This is a genomic window from Flectobacillus major DSM 103, from assembly GCF_000427405.1.
Classification (GTDB): Bacteria; Bacteroidota; Bacteroidia; order Cytophagales; family Spirosomataceae; genus Flectobacillus; species Flectobacillus major.
This window is the reverse complement of record NZ_KE386491.1, coordinates 376,725-401,784: the sequence shown is the minus strand read 5'-3', so window position 1 is coordinate 401,784 and position 25,060 is coordinate 376,725. Positions and strand designations below refer to the sequence as shown.

Sequence of the window (25,060 nt, the reverse complement as noted above, 5' to 3'; positions counted from 1 at the left end):
TTAGTTCGTTGAAGCCCTTATTAAAACATGACGTTAACCATACATATCAAAAAACAGTTGATGTTAGCAATTCAGAGCCATACTACAGCCCTCCGAATTGCCTCTTTGACCTATTTGCTTATTCCCAACTTTATTTTTTTGGCAACGTGGCTCAAGCCTACTCTTGGGTTATTTTTTGGTATTATTTTACTATATGTATTTTGGGGGGAATCTATTCGTGAAGAAATACAGATAGCTATTCCAACACAGCAATCTGCCAAGGTTAATCCAAAAACTCTTATAATACTTGCCCTCATAGCCTTAGGGTTATGTCTTTGCTTTGGTATAGGCGAATACAGGTCTCAAGTAATTGACTGGGGAGCGAATAACTTTAAAATTTACGATTTAGTGACTCACAAATGGCCTGTTTACTACGAAAACGTAAAGGCTTATTGTTGTTATTATTGGGGCTATTACCTTACCACAGCGGTATTAGGCAAAGTAATGGGATTAGCTTATTGTAAATACCTGATTCTTATTTGGTCGTGGATAGGCGTTTTTTTAATTCTTCTTTGGCTTTTAAGCCTCAAAAACTCTCTGCTCATAGTTGTTCTTTTTTTATTATTCAATAATGCCAATATGGTGCTATTGCCTATAGATTTGTTGGATATTCCTTTTTTTGAAACGTGTATCAAATATGTTAATGTGCATCTCAACGGCTTTAATATCAACTTCTGGTCGCCGATGATTACGTCTTTTCAGTGGGTTCCTCAACATCTGATTCCAGCAGGAATTACCACATTATTTTTGATGCAACCGTCAGAGCAGAAAAGCTACAAAGCTGATGCTTTGATTTTCATGAGTACCGTTTTATGGAGTCCTTTGATTAGTATTGGCCTAGTGCCTATCATGTTAGCCAAGCTGTGGGCCACTCGCCAACAAGTTAAACTTTTTCAGGATTTCTGGAAATATGTACTCATTGGTATTCCTTTTATTCCTGTGGCCTTGTACCTTACAGCCAACAATACCATCAACAATACAACGAATGTAAATCAATTTATTTGGAATAGCAGCCCTTATTGGCTACGAGGCTATTTGATATTTATTATGAGTAATCTCCTGATTTGGTATGGTTTACTCAAACCCCAATTGAAAGCCCAAAATCCATTTCTTATTATTTCGTTGGTATCTATAGCCCTGTTGGCTTTGTACCGAATGGGCATTTGTAATGATTTGTTGTTTAGAGGGGCTATTCCTGCTAGTTTTGCTCTTGGGGTAGCAATTGTTACACAGCTCGACAAGCTCCGAGGAGAAAATAATAAAAGTAAAAAATATATACTGTGGCTGAGTTTCTTTCTCTATTGCTCAATTCCTTCGGTGTACAGAATTTATCAGGGTATTTTACCAAGCCAACCCACCACCACAATCGAGTCGCCGTTTATGCCAAATAGTACTAATATTATGGACTTTTTGGATACTCAGTACGAACCCAATGCCAGCGAGCAATATACTTTGAAAAAGCATTCTATTTTTGAGGAATACCTAATGAAAACTAACCGCTAGCAATGGCATAAAATAGGTCGCAAGAATTACTACTTGCGACCTATTCCATATTATAAAAGCACAATATCGTCGGCATTGGCTACTTCAAAATTTTGGGTTTTCAAATTCTGAGCAATCACCACCGATGACTCTCTAGCACGAGCTATTCCAATCACACTTCGCTCTTCGTCGAGAATTTCAAAAACTTCACCACGCTCAAATTCACCAGACACCGTTTGGATTCCTACCGCTAAAAGACTTTTTCTTTTGTTCAAAGCATTAACAGCACCGTCGTCTACAGTTACTTTGCCAGCAATAACACTCCCACTGCCCAACCATTTTTGTCGAGCCGACAAACTTACCTCTTGTGGAGCAAACACTGTTCCTATTTTTTCAGCTACTGCCTCAATAATACCATTTTCAGGCGACATTCCAAAAATCACAACTTTGATACCCATACGAGTAGCCAAACGAGTGTAGTTAAGTTTAGAAACCATTCCACCCAAGCCCAGTGCCGATTTATCGGTATCGACAAAACCCAAAATTCGCTCGTCTATTTGTTCAATAAAAGGGATAATCTGTTTGTTATCGTCTAAAAGCCCTCCTACAGAAGTACACAATAGCAAAGCCGAAGCCCCAAAACCTGTAGCTATCAAAGTAGCCAATTCGTCATTATCAGAAAATTTCAGTTCCAAATTACTTACCACGTCATTTTCATTAGCAATAGGAATAATGCCATTGTCCCAGAGTTCTTGGTATGTTTCTTTGAGTTGTAAAAATTGGTTACGATTGGCAAAATGCTGGCGTTCGCACAAACTTTGGGCAATCGCAATATCATATTCAGCAAAATAGCGAGTGTATTTGGCCAAAAGCAAAGGATTACCGATGGCAGCAGCAGCCTTTCGCTCAGTAATTGTGCCTTTGTATTCTTTGATAAAGCTTTTGCCTGCTCCTACTGCCCCCGAAGACACCAATACGATATGATAATTTTCGTGTAGCACAGCTACCTGTCTTGCAATTTCTTGTAAAATAGCTTCATTCAACTCCCCATTTTTATGCGTAATAGAAGCCGTTCCGAATTTGATAACTAATATTGGTTTTGACATTACATTGGTATTAATCTTCTCATGAATTGATACGATTATTACAAGAAAAACGGCTTGTATAGCCCACTTGACAGCATTACAGTAAACAAAAAGTAATAGCGTCATAGATTCAGAATAATCTATTGCAAAGATAGACAATCACCTCATGAAAAAATATAGACATTGCCAAAAACTGCCGAGAAGCTTACAGGAAAGTCAGGGATAAAAGAAATAGGCTGTAGATTTTGCTCAAACTTCATTTGCTCCAAAACTTAGGATTTATTCTATTTTTTGGTAAAACAATTCCGAAAAAGGCGTATCAATAAAAGAGCATGACATATCTAATCCCTTTTTAAGCAATTTGATATACTCGGCACGAGGTATTTCGATAGCACCGTATCGCCTAACATTGTCGTTGATAAATTGAGTATCTAATAGTATATAACCTTGTTTCTTGAGATTTTCCATCAAATAATGAAAAGCCACTTTAGACGAATTGGGTTCAAGATAAAACATCGACTCACCAAAAAACACCCCACCAATAGCTACACCATACAACCCTCCTACAAGTAGGTCGTTGCGATAAGCCTCTACCGAATAGGCCATTCCTTTATTGTGTAGCTCACAATAAGCCTGTATGATTTCTTCCGAAATCCAGGTTTCGGGTTCACCATTTCTAGGCGAAGCACAGTGCCTCATCACAGCATTAAAATCGGCATTGATTTTTATATCGAACAGATGCTTATTAAGAATGGGTTTGAGGGATTTAGGAGGTTTATAAGTATCTATTGGTATAATAGCACGAGGGTCGGGCGAATACCAATACAATGTTCCGTCTGTATCAGCCATAGGAAAAATTCCATTCATATAACCATACATAAGGTCATTTGCCGTCAATTCATTCATATAATATCGGTATTATATTTTCATAAAAATCCTATTAGGCAGCTTGTAGCACCAACAGGAGCAAACTTATAATCTATCAATTTTACTTAATAATTGCTAATAATCCAAACTAAAAAGGGGCAAACTTTTTATGTCATTCAATTAAACAAATCCTTACATATATCATCAAATAAATACAAAAAAGTAGTGATTTATACGCTTCAAGGCATCGTGTTATGAGTAAAACTACAAACTATTCAAAAAAACTCTTGCATCTTACATTTAGTTTTGGTAAACTTTGCACGATTTTAAATTTTACGAGTCAACAATATACAAAAGGTCGTCAAGTATTTATAAAAAAATAATCGAGTTTGTTAGCAAACTTGAGAATTTCACAAAGCAAAACAAGCATATCATTCCAGTGAAAAATATTTTTTTACATATCATTATTGAACCCGCTGCGTCTTTACGCAGGCGACCATTCTTTTTTAGGGTTTGACCCCTATATCTTCTTTTGCCTACCTATGTGGTAAGCCGTCTGGTTATCCTTATTTATCTTATTATTTTTCGAACCAACTCCTTGAACCGTAGCAGGTTAACGCTATCGCTATCATTCAATGAATCAATACTCAGTTCAGGTCGCATCCGCTGAACATTTACATCTGGCAGAGGCTATATGCCTCGAAATGGAAGAATCCGCCAAAGCTCGTGGTACAGGTATCGCTAAGCGTTCACCTCAGTACTTACGTGATAAAATCAACGAAGGAAAAGCTATTATTGCTATCGATACCGAAGGGCAATTTGTAGGTTTTTGTTATATCGAAACGTGGGAACACGGCAAATTCGTGGCCAACTCTGGTTTGATTGTAAAACCCGAATGGAGAAAATTTGGCGTAGCCAAAGCCGTAAAAGCCAAGGCCTTTGAGCTGTCGAGAAGCAAATATCCTGACGCCAAAATCATTGGTATTACTACCTCGTTGGCTGTCATGAAAATTAACTCTGAACTTGGGTACGAGCCTACCACTTTCAGCGAACTTCCTGTAGATGATGCTTTCTGGAAAGGCTGTCAGTCGTGTGTCAACTACGACGTTTTGAGCCGTACTGGCCGTAAGCACTGCTTGTGTACAGGCATGATTTTTGACCCTGAGTGGGGCAAAAAAGCTCAGGAAGAAGCGTCTGTGGCTACCATCCAAGAAACAGAACATGAGAAATGGAATTTCTTGAAAGACGTTAAGGTACTTGAACGCCTGAAGTCTATCAAAGAAAAGATGTTTTTGAAAATGGGAGAAAGACTAAAAGACCGCAAACTCAAAAGAGAAGCAGTATAATCAAGCATTAATTGAAGTGTTATTTGATAATATAAATGTTTTGAATCGTTTTTGCGACGAACCGTACCGTAAGCCGATTCATACAAATGAAACCAATGAGTAAACCTAAAGTATTATTAGCATTTTCTGGAGGACTAGATACCTCTTTCTGTGTCAAGTATTTATCTGAAGACCGTGGTTTTGAAGTGCATTCGGCCTTGGTTGACACAGGCGGTTTTTCAGAAGAAGAATTAAAAGACATTGAACAAAAAGCTTATGGTTTGGGTGTTGCCTCGCACGTAGCTTTAGACGTTGTTGAGAAGTATTACAACGATTGTATCCGTTACATGGTTTATGGTAATGTGCTCAAAAACAACACTTACCCTTTGTCGGTTTCGGCAGAACGGGTATTCCAAGCAACTGCTGTAGCTGAATATGCCAACAAAATCGGAGCAAAGGCCATTGCACACGGTAGTACAGGAGCAGGTAACGACCAAGTACGATTTGATGTAGTTTTCAGAATTCTTACGCCCGATGTTGAAATTATCACGCCTATCCGTGACCTAAAACTTTCTCGTGAGGCTGAAATTGACTATTTGAAAGGTAAAGGCGTTGTGAGAGAATGGCACAAAGCTGCTTATTCTATCAACAAAGGACTTTGGGGGACTTCGGTTGGTGGAAAAGAAACTCTTACCTCTAATGGCTATTTGCCAGAAGAAGCTTGGCCAACGCAAGTAACCAAAACTGGCGAAGAAAGTGTGAAGTTGCATTTTGAAAAAGGTCAATTAGTAGGCATCAATGGCGAAACGCTTTCTCCTGTAGCAGCTATCAGAAAATTGACAGATATTGCTGCTCCTTATGGAGTTGGTAGGGATATTCACGTAGGTGATACAATTATTGGTATTAAAGGGCGTGTTGGATTTGAAGCTGCCGCTCCTTTGTTGATAATCAAGGCTCACCATTTGTTAGAAAAACATACCTTGACCAAACAACAGCTTTACTGGAAACAAAACATTGCTGAAATGTACGGTACAATGTTGCATGAAGGCCAATTTCTAGAGCCCGTAATGCGTAACTTTGAAACCTTCTTGGCTGATACTCAAGACAATGTTTCGGGTATTGTTGAAATCCACTTAGCCCCATATCGCTACTTTGTTGTAGGTATTGAATCTAAATACGATTTGATGTCTTCTGTATTTGGCTCTTATGGCGAAATGAACAACGCTTGGAGTGGCGACGACGTACGAGGTTTCTCAAAAATCGTTTCTAACCAAACAATGATTCACAGAAAAGTTACAGATTTAGCTAATTAATAATAGATAAATATGCTGCGGTAAATCCTCTGTTTGGCGTTAGCTATGCAAGGAAAATTATCGCAGCATTTAATTTTTATAACCATGATTAAAGTAGGTATTATTGGTGGAGCAGGCTATACAGGAGGCGAACTACTACGAATTTTGATTAACCACCCCAATGTTGAGATAACCTATGTCAACTCAAAATCACAGGTCGGAAAACCTGTTTATGCAACGCATACCGATTTGCTAGGCGATACAGAGTTAACTTTTTCTGACGATTTACATACCAATATCGATGTTGTGTTTTTATGTTCAGGCCATGGCGAGTCGAAAAAATTTTTAGAAGCCAACCCTGCTTTTAAAGCACTAAAAATTATCGACCTTAGTACAGATTATCGTGACCAGTCGGAAGGCTTTGTATATGGTTTGGCAGAACTACAACGTGACAAAATCAAAACAGCTCATCATATTGCCAACCCTGGGTGTTTTGCAACCTCTATCGAACTAGCTCTTTTGCCTTTAGCTGCCGCTGGCTTAGTTCAAGATGCTATTCATATTTCGGCGGTGACGGGTTCTACGGGTGCAGGACAATCACTTTCAGCAACAAGTCATTTTTCATGGAGAAACAATAATATCTCTATTTATAAGGCTTTTACGCACCAACATCTTACCGAAATCGGGATGACAGTCAATGAACTCCAAAATGGGTTTGACCAAGCCATCAATTTTATTCCTTACCGTGGCAATTTTACTCGTGGTATTATGGCCAATGTATATACCCGATTTGATGGAACATTAGAAGAAGCCAAAACCCTTTATCAAAATTACTATGCTGGCCATCCATTTACTACCGTAAGCCACTCGGCTATTGATGTAAAGCAGGTGGTAAATACCAACAAAGCGTTACTTCATTTAGAAGTGCACAATGGTAATTTGTTGATAACAAGTATTATTGACAACCTTACCAAAGGAGCATCGGGACAAGCCGTGCAAAATATGAATCTTATTTTTGGGTTACCAGAACGAACTGGATTAAACCTAAAAAGTGTTGGTTTCTAGGAAGCCTTCATAGCTTACAAACCTAATTTACTCTCAACAACATAATATAATGAAAAAGTTAATCATCCTATTAGGAATTTTATTGCCTAGCCTAGGATTTTCACAAGCCAAAAAACCTTACAGTCGCAAGGGACAAGGATTTATTTATTGGGGATACAACCGCTCAACTTACGCCAAGTCGGATATTCGATTTGTTGGCCAAGGCTATGACTTTACCCTTCATGATGTTGTAGCCAAAGATGCACCTACCCCATTTGGAAAAGAATATTACGACCCTGCGTTGTTTTCGATTCCTCAATTTAACTTTAGGGGTGGTTATTTCTTCAACGACCACTGGGCTATTTCAATCGGTTGGGACCACATGAAATACGTGATGGTAAACGACCAGCAAAGTACCATTTCTGGAACAATTTCGGCACAAGTTTCAAACCCTGCTATTCAAGTAAACCCAGCGTATGTAGGTACTTTTGACCGTAAGCCTATTCAGGTAAACTCAAGTGATTTTTTGACATTTGAACATACAGATGGCTTTAACTTTGCGAGTGTCGACATCGAACGTTTCGATAGGATTTGGAAAGCCAAAAATGATGTTCAGGGGCTTGATTGGCTGGTGGGTGCTAGTATCGGGGCAATTGTTCCCCGAAGTGATGTACGCCTTTTCACTGTTGGAAAAAATAATTATTGGAATGTAGCAGGCTATGGTATGGCCCTAAAAGCAGGACTTCAATTTGATATTTCGAGGCGAATTTTCCTTCGTAACGATATAAAAGGAGGCTTTGCACGCCTAAACGATATTCGCACAACAGGCCGTGACGGCGATTATGCTCAACAAAGTATCTGGTATCTTGAAGACTATTTCGTACTAGGAGTCACTATTGGTGGTGGCAAAAAAAATAAATAAAAGAACGTTATCCCTTCGGGGAAATAGCCATAATTCAATCATGAATCTATTTAATGTTTACCCATTATACGATATTGAACCCGTAAAAGCTAAAGGAAGCTATTTATGGGATAAAAACGGGGTTGAATACCTTGATTTATATGGTGGCCATGCCGTAATTTCTATCGGTCATTCGCATCCATATTATGTAGAAAAACTAACACATCAGCTCAACAATATTGGCTTCTATTCTAATTCTGTGAAAATTCCTATCCAAGAGGAATTAGCCGATAAGCTAGGCAAACTATCGGGGTATGAAGACTATGCTCTCTTCTTGTGTAATTCAGGAGCGGAAGCCAACGAAAATGCCTTGAAAACAGCATCGTTCTATAACGGACGAAAAAAAGTAGTTGCTTTCACAAAAGCTTTTCATGGCAGAACCGCTGGTGCGGTAGCTGTTACCGACAACAAAGCAATTGTAGCACCAGTAAACTATTCAGACCATGTTACATTTTTACCCTTCAACGATGTTGAGGCACTTCAAAACAATGTCAATGACGAAACTTGTGCTGTTATCGTAGAAGGTATTCAAGGCGTTGGGGGTATTCAAGTAGCATCTGAAGCATTTTTGAAAGCTGCCCGTGAAATTTGTGACAAAACAGGAGCATTACTTATCCTCGACTCTGTTCAATGTGGATATGGGCGTTCGGGCAAGTTCTTTTCACACCAATTTGCCAATATTCACCCCGACCTCATTACTACAGCCAAGGGTATGGGTAATGGCTTCCCAATAGGTGGAGTACTGATTTCTCCTAAATTTCAAGCCAAATTTGGGATGTTGGGTACTACTTTTGGCGGCAATCATTTGGCTTGTGCAGCCGCTGTGGCAGTTTTGGATGTCATGAAAAACGAAAACTTGATTGAAAATGCAGCTACTATAGGTGATTACTTAATGACCAACCTTCAATCTATAAACGGTATCAAAGAACTCAGAGGACGAGGTTTGATGATTGGTATTGAATTTGAACAGCCCGTTGATGCAATCAGAGACGCACTTCTTTTTGAGCATCATATATTCTGTGGATATGCAGGCAAAAACACACTACGTTTGTTGCCAAGCCTAGCCCTCGCACAAACTGAATGTGATAGATTTTTTGAGGCTTTACAAAAAGTAATAAAAGCCTAAAAACAAAACAAGAGTCATCCTGAATTTTGGAATAATTTAAAATAAAGACCTCTTGTTTGTATTTATGGGGATTCACGAGGTAGATCATCGTGCTATTAATCAAACAAGGCGGTCGAAATTAGTTTTTCGACCGCCTTGTTTGTTCTCAATATTCGGAATGACTCATGTTTATATATCAAGTATCTTCTTTCAATATTTTTTGAATAATACCTTTCCAAGCAAGTTGTTCTTCCTTTATTTCTTGAGCTGATACTGGCGAAATGGCTTTCTTCCAAACCCCTTTCAAACGTTTATAAGTCAAAAAATTGGTAATATTCTCATCTAGCCATCGATTTATCTCGATGTCCTCATCACTTGAAGTCTTACCATCAAAGTGCCTTACCAATAAGGTATATTTAATTTTTAGCATTAGTACCCTTCGCAGCATAAAACATCAAGCAACCACCATCAAAGCAGATTCAAGATCCTTTCTACCACTTTAAACATTCTATAAATAAGTTCTAATAAACTTCTGTAAATACAGATAAATCACAGGAATACACTTAGGTTATTATAAAAGACTGAAAAACAGATAGGAAGTAACAGCTATATATTAATTTTTCAGCTATAAGATTCATAATTCTGACAAAAATCGGTTTATTCGCCTGAAACCTTATCAAACACGACCTCCACAATAACAAAAACCTGAATATCAGTCAATTATATATTTTATATAACTTTTTGTACTTCAAAAGTAAATAACAAAATTAACAAAAAATAAAGCATTAAAATACCATTTCATAGCTTCTAAACAACAAGATGATAAGAAGCTATTTTGATATTACAAAGTATTATCATTATTTTGCGTTTCTTTTGTGCAGAATATCTATCTCGTTTGGGGTTTCATCGGCAAAGTTCTCTATTATTGAGCCCTAACGAGCAACGTTTAACAACCCATTAACGCATAACGTTTAAAGTACTAAATATGGCATTAATTACCAAAATCAGAGAAAAATCGGGAATTGCGGCGGCAGCCATTGCCGTAAGTTTAATTCTATTCCTATTAGGAAGCGACATTTTCCAAGGTCGTTCTCGCTTCTTCGGTGGGAGTAGCGACGAAGTTGGAGAAATCGCAGGAGAATCTATAAAATATCAGGATTTCCAGAAAAAAGTAGAAGAAGCTTCGCAAGCTTATTCAGCACAGACAGGTCGTGGCCCTAGCGAACAAGAGTTGTCGATGATGCGTGAACAAGTTTGGAACCAATATATCTTGGACTTAGCTTATGGCAAAGAATATGAAGCCCTAGGCTTATCGGTATCTCCAGACGAATTAGTTGACATGGTGCAAGGCGATAATATCCACCCTTCTGTACGTCAGCAATTCACTAACCCACAAACAGGTCAGTTTGAGAAAAACTTTGTTATTCAGTTTTTGAAAAACTTAAAAACAATGCCTGCTGCTCAGCAACAAGCATGGGCTAACTTCGAGAAATCGTTGAGCCAAGACCGTTTGAGAGCTAAATATGAAAGCTTGTTGAGAATGTCGACTTATACAACTAATATCGAGGCTCAAAAAGAATACAATGCTCAAACAGCTAAGGTTGATGTACACTACTTGTATGTTCCATTCTATTCAATTGCCGACTCGACTATCAAGGTAACAGACAGCCAATTGGAAGACTATTTGGCTAAACACAAGGATTTGTTCAAAGGCGAAAATACTCGTTCGTTACAGTACGTTACATTCCCTGTTATTCCTTCAAAACAAGATACAGCATCATTCTACAACGACATCAAGCGTTTGGCTAAAGAATTGGCTATTGCTAAAAATGACTCGGCGTTTGCAATGATGAATTCAGATGTAAAAACACCTTATTACATGACGCTTGCTGAAATTCCAGAGGCAGTAAAAGGGCAGTTATCAACAATGAATGCTGGTGGTATTTATGGCCCTTTCAAAGATGGTAACGTTTACTCTATCTACAAATACGGTGGAATCCAAAAAGATTCATTATACACAGTACGTGCTAGCCATATCTTGATTCGTCCAGAAAACCAAAGCGACTCAGCCAAAGTAGCTGCTCGTAAGCGTGCAGAGGGTGTTTTGGCTCAGATCAAAGGTGGTGCTAATTTTGAAGCATTGGCTCGTATCAATGGTATGGACGGAACAGCTCAACAAGGCGGTGATTTAGGTTTCTTCAAAAACAATGGCTCAATGGTAAAACCTTTCGAAAAAGCCGTATTTGGCTTTAACGGAACAGGGGTTCTTCCTGGTATTGTTGAAACTGACTTTGGTTTTCACGTAATCAAAGTAACAGATGCAAAATCTAATACACGTTATAAATTGGCTGCTGTAAACCGTACAATTGCTCCAAGCCAAGCTACTATGGATGAAGTGTTGCGTAAGGCCGACAACTTTGCAGCTGACAACACTACTATTCAGGAATTTGAAGCGGCTAGTAAAAAAGATAAATCAGTATTGTTATTGCGTGCTGACCGCATTCAAGAAGGAGCTACTAACGTAAACAACATGACAAATGCTCGTGAAATTGTTCGTTGGGCATTCAACGATGATACTAAAGTAGGTGAAGTTTCGGATGTATTCCAAAATGAAAACCAATACATTGTAGCTGTTTTAACTGGCAAGACATCAAAAGATGAAGTAAAAGTAAATGACTATCGTGACGAACTTACAGCACGTGTAAGAGCAGAATTGAAAGCCGAACAGATTATCAAAAAATTAGATGGTATTTCGGGTAGCTTAGAACAAATCGCTCAGAAATATGGTGCTGGTGCATTGGTAGAAAGTGCCAACGATATTACATTGGCTCAAGGTGTTTTGGCTAGTGCTGGTGCCGACCCTGCTGCTTTAGGTAAAGCTTTTGGCTTGAAAGTTGGTACAAAGTCGAAACCATTCAAAGGCGAACAAGGAGTATTTATTATGGAAACAGTAAAAGCTACTCCTGCTCCTGCTATTGCAGATGTGACAATGTACAAAAACACTGCAAGAATGATGGCTTCTCAAAGAGCTTCATTCTATATCAACGAAGCAATCAAGGAAAATGCGAAAGTTGTTGACAACAGAGCTAAATTCTATTAAGATTTTATTGCTTTAATGTATCTGAAAAGCACCTCGAAAGGGGTGCTTTTCTTGTTTTATTAGTAGCTTTGCAAGAAAAAAAGCCTTGCCATCGTTTAGGAAAGTATGAAGAACAAAATTATTCCGTTTATTCTCGTTATTTTGGTGATTATCGGTATCAACTATGCCGCTAATTATTATTTTTTTAGAATCGACCTCACTCAAGAAGGCCGATATACTATTGCTCCTGCTACCCAATCACTCCTCGAAAATCTCGACGATGAAGTTACGGTCAAAGTGTATCTTACTGGCAAAAATATTCCTGCAGGATTCAAACGGTTAGAAAATGCGGTAAAGGAAACATTAGATGAATTTAAAATTTATGGAGGCAACAATATTAGGTATACTTTTATTGACCTAAACAGCGAAATAAAAGATGAAAAGGTACGCAACCAGAAAATCATAGAAATTGCTAAAAAGGGAATTCCACCTACCAATGTTTTCAATAATGAGGATGGCAACAAAGTACAGTCGTTGGTATTGCCAGGGGCTATTATTACTTACAAAGACCGAGAAGTAGCTACGCTATTGCTTAAAGGCAACAAAATGGCATCGCCACAAGAAATCCTCAACCAATCTTATGAAGGGGTAGAGTACCAGTTAGCATCGGCTATCAAAGTATTGACCCAGCAAGAAAAAAAGAAAATAGGCTTTTTTATTAACTATACCACACTTCCAGCTGTTAATCAACTCGATTTGATTGGTTCTTTAAAAAAATTCTATGAGCTATATCCTGTAGATTTACGTAACTCTCCTACCCTCGATGGCCTCGACGCTGTGTTTGTCCTAAAGCCAGATATAGCTTTTAGTGAAGATGATAAATACAAGATAGACCAGTTTATTATGAATGGAGGCAAAGCTCTATTCTTTATGGATGCCGTAAAGGTAGATTCGGCTGCTCGTGAAGGAAATGTTTGTACGCCACTCAATCTCAACCTCGACGACTTGCTGTTTAAATATGGGGTACGCTTCAACCATAACCTTATCAAAGATGCCCAAATGTGTGCCGCTATACCAATGGACATTGGCAACTTTGGTGATAAGTCCAATATACAGCTTGTTCCTTGGCAGTATTTTCCATTGATCAATAATTTTGGGAAATCGCCTATTGTAAAAAATCTCGACGCAATTTATACCAAATATACAGGCTCGTTAGATACCGTAAAGGCTAATGGTATTATCAAAACACCCCTTTTGCTTACTTCTCAGTACACCCAATTGCTCAATGCCCCTGCCGTAATGAGTTATAATGTTGCGAGCAAAGAGCTACGTGCAGAGCAATACAAAGCGGGAGTACAAATGGTAAGTGTATTACTAGAAGGAAAATTTGAGTCATTATTCAAAAATAGAATTTTACCCAACGACCCCAAAGCCTCTACATTCAAAAGCAATGGCCAAGCCACAAAAATTATCGTTTGTGCCGATGGCGATATTGCTGTAAATGATTTTGATAGAAAAAACAATACACCTCTTCCGCTGGGCTTTGACCGCTATTCGGGCAATACCTTTGCCAACAAAGACTTTGTACTCAATGCTCTTGATTATTTGCTCGACGATAATGGCGTTATTTCAGCCCGTAATAAAGAAGTAACTTTACGCCCTTTAGACAAGTCGGCTTTACAGAATGAAAGAGAATATTGGCAAACGATCAATTTGGTACTCCCGCTTGTTGTTGTGGTAGCGTTGGGAATCTTACGAAATTACCTCCGAAAGAGAAAGTTTGCTTAAATAGAGTATAATTCAAGGCTTATTTGTACTTTTGCACAAGTAAAATAAACTTCACTTTTAGGCAGTTGCCAAATATTATGCGTTACCTGAAAGAGTACCTTTTCGGCTCGATACATCTAACGCTTAATGTCAAAAGGATTCCCAAACCAAAAATATTCCAGCACTAATGAAATTCGTTGTATCTTCATCAGTCCTTTTAAAACAGCTCTCTACGGTCAATGGCGTTATTACCAACAACCCTATTGTGCCAATTTTAGAGAACTTTTTATTCCAATTAGAACAATCTCAACTAACAGTGACGGCATCGGACTTGCAAACAGTCATGATTACCACTTTAGAAGTTGAATCAACAGACACGGGGTCTATTGCAGTTCCTGCTCGTTTGTTGTTAGATACCCTACGAGGATTGCCCGACCAACCTATTACTTTCAAGGTTGATACAGATACCTTTGGTACAGAAATCATCACTGAAAATGGACGATACAAGCTTTCTGGTGAAAATGCGATAGATTTCCCTCGTGTTCCACAGGTGTCTAAAAGTCTTTCTGTCGAAATTCCAGCAGATGTATTAGGTGCTGCTATTGCCAATACTATTTTTGCAGTTTCTAACGACGACCTTCGCCCTGCTATGACAGGGGTGTATGTACAGCTTTCAGGCCAATATACCAACTTTGTAGCAACCGACGGCCATAGATTAATCCGTTATAGAAGAAGCGATATTCAATCGGAGCAGGAGTCAACCATGATTATACCTCGCAAAGCGTTGAATTTATTAAAATCATCTTTGCCTTCTGATAATACCGCTGTTACAGCCGACTTCAGTGCATCGAATGCTTTTTTTAGCTTCAATAATATCAAAATGATTTGCCGTTTGATTGATGAGCGTTTTCCTGACTATGAAAATGCTATTCCACAAAACAATCCAAATGTATTGACAATCAATCGTCAGGAGTTGTTAGGTTCGTTGAAACGTATTTCTATTTATTCTAACAAAACTACTCATCAAATCCGTTTGAAATTATTACCAAATGATTTGGTAATATCGGCAGAAGACTTGGATTACTCAAACGAAGCCAACGAGCGATTACTATGCGACTATGATGGCGATGCTATGGAAATAGGCTTCAATGCGAAGTTCCTTATCGAAATGCTGAACAATTTGAGTTCAAATATGATTGCCCTTGAAATGTCGGCACCCAACCGTGCTGGTTTGATTATTCCTGCCGAAACCAAAGATAACGAAGATATTTTGATGCTTGTAATGCCAGTAATGCTTAATAGCTATGCTTAGTTTACAGTATTATCAATAGTTTTATACAAAATTAAACCCCGAAAAAATGTCAAAACAGACAATTTTCGGGGTTTTTACGTGTTTTATTTCTGCGAAAACCTAAACAAACACAGATGCAACCCTTAGCAGAACGTATGCGTCCAAAGACGCTCGATGATTATGTTGGACAACAACATTTGGTTGGTGAAAAAGCCGTCTTACGCAGGGCTGTTGAATCAGGGCGAATTCCTTCCTTTATTCTATGGGGACCTCCAGGAGTTGGCAAAACTACCTTGGCCAGTATTATTGCCCAAACCCTCAAACGCCCTTTTCATACACTTTCGGCAATTAGTGCTGGTGTAAAAGATATTCGTGAAACGATTGAATCGGCTAAAAAACAAAAGTTTTTTGATACGCCCTCTCCTATTTTGTTTATTGATGAAATTCATCGTTTTTCTAAATCTCAACAAGATTCCTTGCTTGGTGCTGTCGAACAAGGGATTGTTACACTAATTGGTGCAACTACCGAAAATCCTTCTTTTGAAGTAATATCGGCCTTACTTTCTCGCTGTCAGGTTTATGTATTAAAACCTTTGGAGAAAGATGACTTAGTATTGATGTTGAATCAGGCTTTGGACAAAGATTTATTCTTAAAAAATAGGAATATTATACTTGAAGAATATGAGGCTATTCTACAGTTTTCGGGAGGCGATGGTCGTAAATTATACAATATCTTAGAGCTAGTAACCAACTTTCAGCAAGAGGGAGAAACCTTGTCGATTACCAATGAAATGGTAGTCGAAAAACTACAGCAAAATATAGCCTTGTACGACAAAGATGGCGAGCAGCACTACGATATTATTTCGGCTTTTATAAAATCTATTCGCGGCTCAGACCCAAATGCTGCGGTATATTGGTTAGCTCGAATGATAGAAGGAGGCGAAGATATTGAATTTATAGGGCGACGACTCATTATACTAGCAGCCGAAGATATTGGCTTGGCTAATCCTAATGCCTTATTAATGGCCAATACCTGCTTTCAGTCGATAAGGGCGGTAGGTTTGCCCGAAGCCCGAATTATTCTTTCGCAAACGGTAATCTATTTGGCTACCTCTGCCAAAAGTAACTCTGCTTATTTGGCTATTGGCGAAGCTCAAGCATTGGTACGTGAAACAGGTAATTTGCCAGTGCCTTTACACTTGCGAAATGCTCCAACCAAATTGATGAAGTCGTTGGATTATGGTAAAAACTACAAATATTCGCATGATTACGAAGGTAATTTTGTTAAACAGCAGTTTTTGCCCGATGCTGTAAAAAACAAAAAACTCTTTGAACCTCAGCCTAACTTGGCCGAAGAAAAAATAAGACAGAAATTACAACAAGATTGGGGCGATCAATACCAGTATTAGCTTATAGGTAAAAATGCCCCAAATACAATATAACAAAATCAAATACTTACAAAGGAGCTATCTTCCTGATTATAAGCTCTCCAGCTTATGGATATGGGTGCATTACTTTCGAATCAATTGGACTTGAAAGTATTACAGAAGTGGTAGAATCTCCAAATTCTGAAAATTGATTAATAATATTTTCTAGGTCGTTAGGTCGCTTTACTACCAATTTCATCACTAAACAGTATTCTCCTGTAATTCTGTCGCACTGGTATATTTCAGGCATTTGCTTGATATAATTCAAAAATGCCTGTATTTTACCCGAATGAGCCTTGAACAAGATACTCGCCTTGAGAGAATATCCTAATTTTTCACAGTCGAGGTCGATACTAAATCTTTTGATAATACCAGCTTCTTCTAGTTTTTGAACCCTCTCGGCTACCGCAGGCGACGATAAGCCCACTTGTCGGCCTATTTCGGCAAAGGATAAGCGGGCATTTTCTTGCAACAATACCAAAATATCCCAATACAATTTATCTAATTCCATAATCAAAGGCATTTTGTACCAATAAACATTAAATCAAAGGCAAAATAGCAATTATTCCATTTTTATTAAGGTATATTTTGAAATAAGCTATTGTATTTTTGTTTGATAAAAATACAATAAAGCATTCATATTTCTGGCAAAATCCTATGGAAAGTTTACCACAAACCAAAAGAATAGAATCTATCGACCTACTAAGAGGTTTGGTGATTATTATTATGACGCTCGACCATGTGCGTGATTTTTTTCATGCAGATGCGTATCTGTTTGACCCAACAGATTTAGCCAAAACTTATCCTACTTTATTTCTTACAAGGATAATCACGCATTATTGTGCTCCAATTTTTATTCTTTTAGCAGGTACTTCGGCCTATCAGGTTGGCCAAAAAAAAGGAATAGAAGCCTTAGCCACTTATTTGTTAAAACGTGGAATTGGACTAATTGTATTGGAGCTTACAGTTTTGAATATTGGCTGGTTTTTTAATATCCGATTTGGAATTATTTCCTTTCAGGTAATTGGAGCAATTGGGCTTAGTATGATTGTATTATCGAGAATGGTATATTGGCCTATAAAATGGATACTTGCCATTGCCTTATTGATGATTTTTGGGCATAATTTATTGGATACTATCACAATCAATGATAATAGCTTTTTAGCATTTGTATGGGCGGTATTGCATCAGCAACGGATATTTGACTGGATTCCTAAACATATTATTTTCATAGGTTATCCCATTATTCCTTGGGTAGGCGTAATGGCATTAGGATATGTATTAGGAAAGTTGTACACCAAGCAATACCAAGCTCAGCAACGACAAACCCTCCTAAAGAAAATTGGCTTGGGAACTATTATTTTGTTTGTTATCATACGAGCTACCAATCTTTATGGCGATACACGTTTATGGGAAACACAAGGCTCGGTTATTATGACAGCTCTTTCATTTGTCAATGTCAGCAAGTATCCACCTTCTTTGTTGTACCTATTACTAACGCTAGGGCCAGCCTTCTTGGCACTGGCTTATTTAGAAAAGGTAACACATACAATATGGAACAAAGTACTGGTATATGGGCGAGTTTCGATGTTTTATTATATTCTACATGTTTATGTGATTCATATACTGGCAGCCATAGCAGCATCCATGACAGGCTTTGGGGCAGATGCTATGGTACTAAACACATGGGTATACATGTCACCTCATTTACAAGGATACGGTTTTGGCTTGTGGGCAGTATATTTGATATGGATTGTGGTAGTGGTAGGATTATATCCCTTATGTCAATGGTACGGGGCGTATAAGCGAAATCATTCGGCCTATTGGTGGCTGAGTTATGTATAAGCTTTATAGAAAAGGTTAATAATGTAAATAGAGATTGCCATTTTGAGCAATCTCTATTTCTTTATGGCAATAACAACGATGAATCGCCGTAACTCAAAAAACGATAGTCATTGTTCATGGCTTCTTGGTACACCTTTCTCCAATCTTCACCAATCAGAGCGGCAATCAATAAAATAAGCGTACTTTCGGGCTGGTGATAATTAGTGATAATACCCTTACAAACTCTTAATTGATAACTTGGGAAAATAAAAATTTCAGTTTCGCCCGTAATTTCCTCAAGATTTTTCTGGTTCATATTGTCCAAAATACTCAGTAAAGAAGCCTCAAGCGTAGGCAACTCCATAGAATCGTGTTGGTAAGGAAATAACTTTTCAATAAAAAATGGAATATCTTCTTTTGCTTGAATCAATTTTACACCATACCAATATAAGCTTTCGAGGGCTCGCATAGAAGTTGTACCCACAGGAATAACATGACCGATATTTTGTAACAGATTTTCGATATTTTTTCTCGAAAAAACAATCTGTTCGTTGTGCATACGGTGTTCTACAATATTTTCGACCTTGATAGGCTGAAAAGTTCCTGCACCCACATGCAGTGTCAAAAACTCCTGCTGAATACCTTTAGCGGCCAATGTAGCCAACACACTTTCGGTAAAATGTAACCCCGCTGTAGGAGCAGCCACAGCCCCTTTCTTCTGGCTATAAATAGTCTGATAAGTCTCATAATCAGACGCTTGTGTATCTCTATTAAGGTACGGCGGTAGTGGTATTTCGCCCAAAGCTTGTATTAAATCTACAAACCGTATTTCGTCGTTAGTATTGATAGCCTGCCACGATAATTGCACATGATTTTCATGCTCGTTATCTACTAAGCTAGCTGATACGGCTACAGCTTGTTGGTTTACTTGTATGGTTTGGGTCAAAATATCGCCTTTTTTCCAGCGTTTTCTATTCCCAATCATACATTCCCAAACACACTGTGTGCTTACTTCCATAGCCAAATTAATCACTGGCGTTGGAGCAACAGGGTGTAACAAAAATATCTGAATAGTAGCTCCTGTGGCTTTTTGAAAATGAATTCTTGCGGGAATCACCTTGGTATTGTTGAAAACCAAAAAGCTATTTTCTGGCAAAAAATCGGCAATATGATAAAACTGCGTATGTGTAATTTTCCCCTTTTGATAAACCTGTAACTTAGATTGATCCCTTTGGCTAAGGGGAAACTTAGCAATTCGCTCATCGGGCAAATCGTAAGTAAAATCTGCAAGTTTGATTTGATTGATTGATGTGTAATCCATTGTATGCTAATCTGCTGAAACGGGGTTGGTATATAAAATTTTGATAGGTAAATAAAATAGCCAACCAATCAGAAGTGCAAGCCCAACAACTGGCAAATAAGAATAATCAGTACTAAAGCTACGCTCGTCGTTCAATGTCAAAATGGCTCTTAGTACCAAAATCAAGAATGTATTAATAGCCCCAGGAAGCAAATTAAGCCAGTTCATAATGGCTGCATTGAGTTGATTGCGGTAGTTCAACCATTTTTTGTTGGGAATCCACGAAAAAGATACATCAGGAATTTTTTCAATATTTTTGGCCAAAGCAATCGGTAAAATATTTACAACTAAGCTAATACCCAGAAATAAATAAAAAATTTGGTCTTTAGGTAAAAATCCATCTCCTCGACCAGTTTCGCCAAAATGTACGGCCGTAAAATCTGGTAAACCACGATAAGTAAACAATAAAATAACAGCAAAAGCCAATAATGAGGCATATCGCCATGTTCTCGAAAAAAATAATTCTATACTCATTGTTACATCGGTCTTGCTTCCTTGGTTGTGGGTAGGTTAGTCAGTTTTATGTTTTTTGAACCAATGACACCAGACCATTGACTAATCCTCCTTTTCAGACCGCAAAATTACTTCAGAAAGGTCAGGATTTCTAATTTTGAGAAGAACTAATTCGGATATAAAAATTAGGGATGTGCCAAGCTACTGAGGTTTTGTCTAAGAAAAAGTATTTTTTCGCAGTAATAAAAGGGGATTTTGTCTCATTGGCAAGATTAAATAGCAAGCAGAATAAAAATTTGTTGTTATAACAATTATTTTTTAGATTTTTATAAGCAAAAATCCTCAAAAAAAATATAGCTTTGCAATATCAAGTAAATATACTATTGGCGAGCCTATCTGCAACACAAAAAACATATTACGAATACTTAATGGAGGGTGCTAATACGATTCATAAATAGCTTATTATCAGATGAAGATTTATACAAAAACAGGAGATAAAGGAAGTACATCGCTGGTAGGAGGTACACGTATTTTGAAATCAGAACTGAGAATAGAAGCCTATGGAACTATCGACGAGCTTAACTCATATATTGGTTTGTTGGGAGATCAAGTTGTAAATCAAAACAAAAAAGAACTTCTTAAAGAAATTCAAGACCGATTATTTACGATAGGGTCTATTTTGGCTTCAGAACCAGAACAAACCAAGAAAAAAATCCCTGATTTGCACGATAGCGATATAGAGCTACTCGAAAAAGCGATGGATACCATGAACGAAAAACTAGAAGCCATGCGTTTCTTCATTCTTCCGGGCGGGCATCAGTCGGTTTCGTTTGGGCATATTGCTCGTACTGTTTGCCGCCGAGCCGAACGAATGGTAGTACGTTTATCTGAAGAAAGCGATACCGATTACTTAGTTATTAGGTATTTGAATCGATTATCTGATTATTTATTTATACTTTGCCGTTATATGGCAAAAGAATTGGGCGTGGAAGAGGTAGCTTGGAAAGCAAGAGTTTAACATCAATTTTGTATAAAGCATAACGCAATATTACTATGACAGATACAGTGCAAATCGAAATTCATCCGATAGAGAAATCGAGAATTGAGACGGTTGACTTTGACAACCTTGTTTTTGGACGCTCTTTTGCTGACCACATGCTTGTGGTAGATTATAAAGACGGTGCTTGGCAAACACCACAGATTGTACCTTATGGCCCTATTTCATATACTCCAGCCATGATGTCGTTACATTATGGACAAGCAATTTTTGAGGGAATGAAAGCCTACAAAAATGAGGATGGTGAAATTATGGTGTTTAGACCACTCGACAACTGGGCTCGTTTGAACAAATCGGCTGTACGTATGTGTATGCCAGAAATTCCTGAAGATGTATTTTTGGAAGGCTTGTCGGCTTTACTGAAATTGGATGCTGCTTGGATTCCTGCCAAACCAGGATGTTCGATGTATATTCGTCCATTTATGTTCTCAACCGACGAGTATGTAGGTGTAACACCATCAAAAAGCTATAAATTTATCATTTTCAACTGCCCTGTAGGAGCTTATTATAGTAAGCCTTTGCGTGTAAAAGTTGAAACACAGTATATTCGTGCTGCTCATGGTGGCGTAGGCTTCTCGAAGAATGCAGGCAACTATGGCGGTTCGTTGTATCCAACTCAATTGGCTATTCAGGCAGGTTATGACCAAATCATCTGGACAGATGCTGCTACACACCAATTTGTAGAAGAAGCTGGTACTATGAACCTTATGTTTGTGATTGATAACGTATTGGTAACAGCACCAACTGGCGACACGATTTTGGACGGTATTACTCGCAAATCGGTATTACAAATTGCTCGTGACTGGGGTATGCAGGTAGAAGAACGCCAATTATCAGTAAAAGAATTGGTAGAGGGTATCCAATCGGGTAAAGTACAAGAAGCTTTCGGAGCAGGTACTGCCGCAGTTATTGCACCAATTGCCACTATAGGCTTTGAAGGGCAAGATTACGACTTACCAGAACGCCCTGCTGACGCTTTCTCGAAAAGAGTTTATGATGAAATCAACTCAATTCGTTTAGGCGTGAAAGCCGACGAAAGAGGCTGGGTTTATAAAGTATAATTCAATAAAAAATCCCATGAAAAAAATCATGGGATTTTTTTATATATCTAATTGATAGTCTTTCAATTCACAACAATTGCCTATTGAGGGTTACGTTCTGGTTTTATAGAAAAGACTATTTTAAATCCTGGGTCTTTTTGAGTACTTACATTTTGCAGAATTAAGGTATTTTTTCCTTCCGACAAATCCCATGTTGTAGCTTTTTCTTGCTCCACACCTTTTCCATATTTTTTTTCAAAATATGACTTAAATTCTGAAATAAGGCTATCTACTGTTACTTGTTTTTCGATATATACATCAATCGATATTTCGCTGACTTTATTATCGCCATCTTTTGTATATAAAATATCAGCAAAGTTAAGGTCTGTATTATCAAAATACTCAGTATAACTTCTTCCGTTGTCAGGTTGAGTTTCTGAGGGTAGTGTGGTTTCCTGAATAGCATCAAACTTATCGCCAATAGTAACACCTCTAGCCATACCATCTTCGTTTTTAAGAATAGATTGGAATATAGGGGTGTAGTTTTTTAGCGAAAGCCCACCCTGCTGGGGTGTATCGGTTAAGTTGTTGACTTGTGTATCGGATTCTCGCTTAGGGTCTTGGCAGGATATCATAATGCCAAGGATAACGAAAAGAGAAAAGTAAAATCGTTTTTTTTTCACTGATATTGAAATATTTGGAAACAGTAACTATCGTTATTAAACCAAAACCTTTGGGTCGTAATAAAAGATTTTGAAATATATGACAAAAGTACAAAAACTTTCTGAGTCACCTATCACGATTTCTAGGAATGACCAATAATTACTTCTCTATTACGAAGTTGCATCATCAATTAACAATAGCAAAGCATCACATGATCATGTGGTATTTCTTTTTTTTTTGAAGGTTTAGCAACTCTGTATTATTTGTTTTTGTATATTTATCACGCTTGTCATTAGTTTTATTCATTAAGAATAAATTTCTCTTTCTACTTAATATTTATATTCTAAAAAAGAACCAATAAAAATTATGACTTCTTCTCCCATTAAAATAGTAGTTTATGAAGACAATCCTGATTTAAGAGAAAGCCTTTCTGTCTTACTGAAAGGGTCGGTAGGATTTGAGTTGGCGGGAGCTTTCATCAATTGTGAAAATGTAGAAGCCCAAATGAGGGAATTTAAACCCGATGTTGTGCTAATGGATATTGATATGCCTGTAGCCAATGGCTTGAAAGGATTAAGGGCTATAAAAAAAATGGCACCAAATGTAAATGTACTAATGTTTACTGTTTTTGACGACAATGAACATATTTTTGACGCTATTTGCTCTGGTGCGGTAGGATATTTGCTAAAAAGAACTCCTCCAACCAAATTACTGGAGGCCATTTATGATGCCCATCACGGCGGAGCACCCATGACATCGAGTATTGCCCGAAAAGTATTACAGATGTTGCCCCAACAACAACCTAGGGTAGCCGAAAATGTGTCGTATAAACTAACAGAACGAGAAACCGAAATTTTGAATTTGCTTGTAAAAGGTAATAGTTACAAAATGATCGCCGATAAATGTGGCATTACCATGGATACTGTACGTTCGCATATCAAAAAGATTTATGATAAGCTACATGTGCATTCCCAAACCGAAGCTGTTGCCAAGGCTATTCATGAAAATATTGTGTAATAAATTATAGTTATTAGGTACTAGAGTTCTTTTTACAAAAAATAGTATTTAGATTCCCTTTTTTGATAGTCGCCACATCATTAAAACATGATAAATAGTTGACCTTTCGGGTCGAGAATAAAGAAATTAAGCATGAAAATAGGACTTTTGGTCATATAAATCACATCATGATGTGATTGACAGGGTCAAAAAAAAGCCTCAAATTTGTATCAGCAACCTAACCATGCATTAGTATAAAATTTATATCCGAACGAAACTTTAAAAAACTATCATGGTAACATCAAGACTTTCTAATTTATCTGCTATTACCGTTACTCCGCTTAACGGTGACTACAATGTATTTTCTCTAGAGCCACTTCGCTTGCCGAAGCCGGACGTTTATGCCCGAAAAACCCCAAAAGAGGGTTACATCTCATTGCCTGTTTGTTGCAAAAAAAACATTTCTGTTGCTTGGAAAGACATCACTTACCTCGAAGCTACTAGCAATTATACAAAGTTTTACTTCAGTAATGGAAAAAACTTGCTAGTTTCGCGTACAATGAAAGATTTTTTGAGTAAATTAGATGCCGAAATGTTTGTGAGGGTACATAAGTCTTTTGCAATTAATTTGAATTATTTAGTTCACTTTGATGTTAAGGAAGATATGTACGTACAATTGAAGGATGGAGCGAAGATTTCGGTGTCTCGTCGTAAGAAAAAGGAGTTTTTAGAAAAGAAACGCCAGTACTTAGGACAATAAGTAATTTTAAACAAAGAAATTAGTGGTTAGGTATTTAGGAAACAAGGGCGACCCTTGTCGCCCTATGTTTTTAAAATACAATACCTTATAAAAATATTTAAGATAATAGGTGTAGAACTATTAATTTGCACAGGGAGATGTTT

At 37.7% G+C, this 25,060-nt stretch carries 22 protein-coding genes; 15 read left to right on the top strand and 7 right to left on the bottom strand.

Going from position 1 to position 25,060, the window contains the following annotated elements:
• The first annotated feature begins 27 nt into the window (after positions 1 to 27).
• A complete protein-coding gene (locus FLEMA_RS0103625) occupies positions 28 to 1,542 on the top strand; it encodes a hypothetical protein (protein WP_026994284.1) in 1,515 nt (504 codons plus the stop codon).
• A gap of 50 nt (positions 1,543 to 1,592) precedes the next feature.
• Here FLEMA_RS0103625 and proB read toward each other — a convergent pair whose 3' ends face one another.
• Entirely contained in the window at positions 1,593 to 2,627 is a 1,035-nt protein-coding gene (gene proB / locus FLEMA_RS0103620) for a glutamate 5-kinase (protein WP_026994283.1), read from the bottom strand.
• A 258-nt stretch (positions 2,628 to 2,885) separates the two neighbouring features.
• Positions 2,886 to 3,512, bottom strand: coding sequence for a leucyl/phenylalanyl-tRNA--protein transferase (gene aat, locus FLEMA_RS67385; RefSeq protein WP_044170739.1), 627 nt, complete (start codon positions 3,510 to 3,512; stop codon positions 2,886 to 2,888).
• Positions 3,513 to 4,108: 596 nt separating this feature from the next.
• Between aat and FLEMA_RS0103605 the strand changes: the two genes are divergently transcribed.
• The 5 genes from FLEMA_RS0103605 (at position 4,109) to FLEMA_RS0103585 (ending at position 9,221) form a co-directional block, all read left to right on the top strand.
• Positions 4,109 to 4,819 (top strand): GNAT family N-acetyltransferase, encoded by a 711-nt coding sequence (locus FLEMA_RS0103605; RefSeq protein WP_026994282.1) that lies wholly within the window; start codon positions 4,109 to 4,111, stop codon positions 4,817 to 4,819.
• Positions 4,820 to 4,914: 95 nt separating this feature from the next.
• On the top strand, positions 4,915 to 6,111 hold the full coding sequence (gene argG / locus FLEMA_RS0103600; protein ID WP_026994281.1) for an argininosuccinate synthase: 1,197 nt from the start codon (positions 4,915 to 4,917) through the stop codon (positions 6,109 to 6,111).
• An 84-nt stretch (positions 6,112 to 6,195) separates the two neighbouring features.
• A complete protein-coding gene (argC, locus tag FLEMA_RS0103595; protein WP_026994280.1) occupies positions 6,196 to 7,155 on the top strand; it encodes an N-acetyl-gamma-glutamyl-phosphate reductase in 960 nt (319 codons plus the stop codon).
• A gap of 49 nt (positions 7,156 to 7,204) precedes the next feature.
• The gene (locus FLEMA_RS0103590; RefSeq protein WP_044170737.1) at positions 7,205 to 8,056 is read left to right on the top strand and encodes a hypothetical protein; all 852 of its coding nucleotides are present in this window, start codon (positions 7,205 to 7,207) and stop codon (positions 8,054 to 8,056) included.
• Positions 8,057 to 8,093: 37 nt separating this feature from the next.
• Positions 8,094 to 9,221: an aspartate aminotransferase family protein gene (locus FLEMA_RS0103585; protein WP_026994278.1), complete on the top strand. Its 1,128-nt coding sequence runs from the start codon at positions 8,094 to 8,096 to the stop codon at positions 9,219 to 9,221.
• 175 nt (positions 9,222 to 9,396) lie between these two features.
• Here FLEMA_RS0103585 and FLEMA_RS0103580 read toward each other — a convergent pair whose 3' ends face one another.
• On the bottom strand, positions 9,397 to 9,630 hold the full coding sequence (locus FLEMA_RS0103580) for a hypothetical protein (RefSeq protein WP_144080033.1): 234 nt from the start codon (positions 9,628 to 9,630) through the stop codon (positions 9,397 to 9,399).
• 555 nt (positions 9,631 to 10,185) lie between these two features.
• Between FLEMA_RS0103580 and FLEMA_RS0103575 the strand changes: the two genes are divergently transcribed.
• The 4 genes from FLEMA_RS0103575 (at position 10,186) to FLEMA_RS0103555 (ending at position 16,746) form a co-directional block, all read left to right on the top strand.
• Positions 10,186 to 12,300: a peptidylprolyl isomerase gene (locus tag FLEMA_RS0103575; protein ID WP_026994276.1), complete on the top strand. Its 2,115-nt coding sequence runs from the start codon at positions 10,186 to 10,188 to the stop codon at positions 12,298 to 12,300.
• A gap of 105 nt (positions 12,301 to 12,405) precedes the next feature.
• Positions 12,406 to 14,067: a gliding motility-associated ABC transporter substrate-binding protein GldG gene (gene gldG / locus FLEMA_RS0103570; RefSeq protein WP_026994275.1), complete on the top strand. Its 1,662-nt coding sequence runs from the start codon at positions 12,406 to 12,408 to the stop codon at positions 14,065 to 14,067.
• Positions 14,068 to 14,233: 166 nt separating this feature from the next.
• Positions 14,234 to 15,358 carry a DNA polymerase III subunit beta gene (gene dnaN, locus FLEMA_RS0103560; RefSeq protein WP_026994274.1) on the top strand — a complete coding sequence of 375 codons (1,125 nt, stop codon included), beginning with the start codon at positions 14,234 to 14,236 and terminating at the stop codon, positions 15,356 to 15,358.
• A 113-nt stretch (positions 15,359 to 15,471) separates the two neighbouring features.
• The gene (locus FLEMA_RS0103555) at positions 15,472 to 16,746 is read left to right on the top strand and encodes a replication-associated recombination protein A (protein WP_026994273.1); all 1,275 of its coding nucleotides are present in this window, start codon (positions 15,472 to 15,474) and stop codon (positions 16,744 to 16,746) included.
• 85 nt (positions 16,747 to 16,831) lie between these two features.
• On the opposite strand, the gene FLEMA_RS0103550 is transcribed toward FLEMA_RS0103555, so the two are convergent.
• Positions 16,832 to 17,275 carry an Lrp/AsnC family transcriptional regulator gene (locus FLEMA_RS0103550; protein WP_044174271.1) on the bottom strand — a complete coding sequence of 148 codons (444 nt, stop codon included), beginning with the start codon at positions 17,273 to 17,275 and terminating at the stop codon, positions 16,832 to 16,834.
• Between the two features lie 146 nt (positions 17,276 to 17,421).
• Here FLEMA_RS0103550 and FLEMA_RS0103545 point away from each other — a divergent pair, with 146 nt between their 5' ends.
• Positions 17,422 to 18,609, top strand: a complete 1,188-nt coding sequence (locus FLEMA_RS0103545; protein WP_026994271.1) for an acetyltransferase domain-containing protein — start codon at positions 17,422 to 17,424, stop codon at positions 18,607 to 18,609.
• 61 nt (positions 18,610 to 18,670) lie between these two features.
• Here the strand turns inward: FLEMA_RS0103545 and FLEMA_RS0103540 are convergent, their stop codons facing one another.
• Both FLEMA_RS0103540 and FLEMA_RS75875 read right to left on the bottom strand, forming a co-directional pair.
• On the bottom strand, positions 18,671 to 19,909 hold the full coding sequence (locus FLEMA_RS0103540) for an S-adenosylmethionine:tRNA ribosyltransferase-isomerase (protein ID WP_026994270.1): 1,239 nt from the start codon (positions 19,907 to 19,909) through the stop codon (positions 18,671 to 18,673).
• 6 nt (positions 19,910 to 19,915) lie between these two features.
• Positions 19,916 to 20,422 carry a hypothetical protein gene (locus tag FLEMA_RS75875; protein WP_026994269.1) on the bottom strand — a complete coding sequence of 169 codons (507 nt, stop codon included), beginning with the start codon at positions 20,420 to 20,422 and terminating at the stop codon, positions 19,916 to 19,918.
• A 448-nt stretch (positions 20,423 to 20,870) separates the two neighbouring features.
• Here FLEMA_RS75875 and FLEMA_RS0103530 point away from each other — a divergent pair, with 448 nt between their 5' ends.
• Positions 20,871 to 21,419 carry a cob(I)yrinic acid a,c-diamide adenosyltransferase gene (locus FLEMA_RS0103530; protein WP_026994268.1) on the top strand — a complete coding sequence of 183 codons (549 nt, stop codon included), beginning with the start codon at positions 20,871 to 20,873 and terminating at the stop codon, positions 21,417 to 21,419.
• A 35-nt stretch (positions 21,420 to 21,454) separates the two neighbouring features.
• Positions 21,455 to 22,519: a branched-chain amino acid aminotransferase gene (locus tag FLEMA_RS0103525; RefSeq protein ID WP_026994267.1), complete on the top strand. Its 1,065-nt coding sequence runs from the start codon at positions 21,455 to 21,457 to the stop codon at positions 22,517 to 22,519.
• Between the two features lie 80 nt (positions 22,520 to 22,599).
• On the opposite strand, the gene FLEMA_RS0103520 is transcribed toward FLEMA_RS0103525, so the two are convergent.
• Entirely contained in the window at positions 22,600 to 23,133 is a 534-nt protein-coding gene (locus tag FLEMA_RS0103520; protein ID WP_044170734.1) for a hypothetical protein, read from the bottom strand.
• A 394-nt stretch (positions 23,134 to 23,527) separates the two neighbouring features.
• Between FLEMA_RS0103520 and FLEMA_RS0103515 the strand changes: the two genes are divergently transcribed.
• Both FLEMA_RS0103515 and FLEMA_RS67375 read left to right on the top strand, forming a co-directional pair.
• On the top strand, positions 23,528 to 24,178 hold the full coding sequence (locus FLEMA_RS0103515; protein ID WP_026994265.1) for a response regulator: 651 nt from the start codon (positions 23,528 to 23,530) through the stop codon (positions 24,176 to 24,178).
• Positions 24,179 to 24,449: 271 nt separating this feature from the next.
• Entirely contained in the window at positions 24,450 to 24,917 is a 468-nt protein-coding gene (locus FLEMA_RS67375; RefSeq protein WP_052353936.1) for a LytR/AlgR family response regulator transcription factor, read from the top strand.
• Positions 24,918 to 25,060 lie beyond the last annotated feature (143 nt).

Coding starts and splice junctions, on each gene's coding strand:
- FLEMA_RS0103520 (WP_044170734.1), bottom strand. CDS start 23,133: ATGATATCCTGCCAAGACCCTAAGCGAGAATCCGATACACAAGTCAAC.
- FLEMA_RS0103625 (WP_026994284.1), top strand. CDS start 28: ATGACGTTAACCATACATATCAAAAAACAGTTGATGTTAGCAATTCAG.
- FLEMA_RS0103590 (WP_044170737.1), top strand. CDS start 7,205: ATGAAAAAGTTAATCATCCTATTAGGAATTTTATTGCCTAGCCTAGGA.
- FLEMA_RS0103525 (WP_026994267.1), top strand. CDS start 21,455: ATGACAGATACAGTGCAAATCGAAATTCATCCGATAGAGAAATCGAGA.
- FLEMA_RS0103540 (WP_026994270.1), bottom strand. CDS start 19,909: ATGGATTACACATCAATCAATCAAATCAAACTTGCAGATTTTACTTAC.
- argG (WP_026994281.1), top strand. CDS start 4,915: ATGAGTAAACCTAAAGTATTATTAGCATTTTCTGGAGGACTAGATACC.
- FLEMA_RS0103555 (WP_026994273.1), top strand. CDS start 15,472: ATGCAACCCTTAGCAGAACGTATGCGTCCAAAGACGCTCGATGATTAT.
- FLEMA_RS0103580 (WP_144080033.1), bottom strand. CDS start 9,630: ATGCTAAAAATTAAATATACCTTATTGGTAAGGCACTTTGATGGTAAG.
- dnaN (WP_026994274.1), top strand. CDS start 14,234: ATGAAATTCGTTGTATCTTCATCAGTCCTTTTAAAACAGCTCTCTACG.
- FLEMA_RS0103530 (WP_026994268.1), top strand. CDS start 20,871: ATGAAGATTTATACAAAAACAGGAGATAAAGGAAGTACATCGCTGGTA.
- FLEMA_RS75875 (WP_026994269.1), bottom strand. CDS start 20,422: ATGAGTATAGAATTATTTTTTTCGAGAACATGGCGATATGCCTCATTA.
- FLEMA_RS0103545 (WP_026994271.1), top strand. CDS start 17,422: ATGGAAAGTTTACCACAAACCAAAAGAATAGAATCTATCGACCTACTA.
- argC (WP_026994280.1), top strand. CDS start 6,196: ATGATTAAAGTAGGTATTATTGGTGGAGCAGGCTATACAGGAGGCGAA.
- FLEMA_RS0103605 (WP_026994282.1), top strand. CDS start 4,109: ATGAATCAATACTCAGTTCAGGTCGCATCCGCTGAACATTTACATCTG.
- FLEMA_RS0103550 (WP_044174271.1), bottom strand. CDS start 17,275: ATGGAATTAGATAAATTGTATTGGGATATTTTGGTATTGTTGCAAGAA.
- FLEMA_RS0103575 (WP_026994276.1), top strand. CDS start 10,186: ATGGCATTAATTACCAAAATCAGAGAAAAATCGGGAATTGCGGCGGCA.
- aat (WP_044170739.1), bottom strand. CDS start 3,512: ATGAATGAATTGACGGCAAATGACCTTATGTATGGTTATATGAATGGA.
- FLEMA_RS0103515 (WP_026994265.1), top strand. CDS start 23,528: ATGACTTCTTCTCCCATTAAAATAGTAGTTTATGAAGACAATCCTGAT.
- proB (WP_026994283.1), bottom strand. CDS start 2,627: ATGTCAAAACCAATATTAGTTATCAAATTCGGAACGGCTTCTATTACG.
- FLEMA_RS67375 (WP_052353936.1), top strand. CDS start 24,450: ATGGTAACATCAAGACTTTCTAATTTATCTGCTATTACCGTTACTCCG.
- gldG (WP_026994275.1), top strand. CDS start 12,406: ATGAAGAACAAAATTATTCCGTTTATTCTCGTTATTTTGGTGATTATC.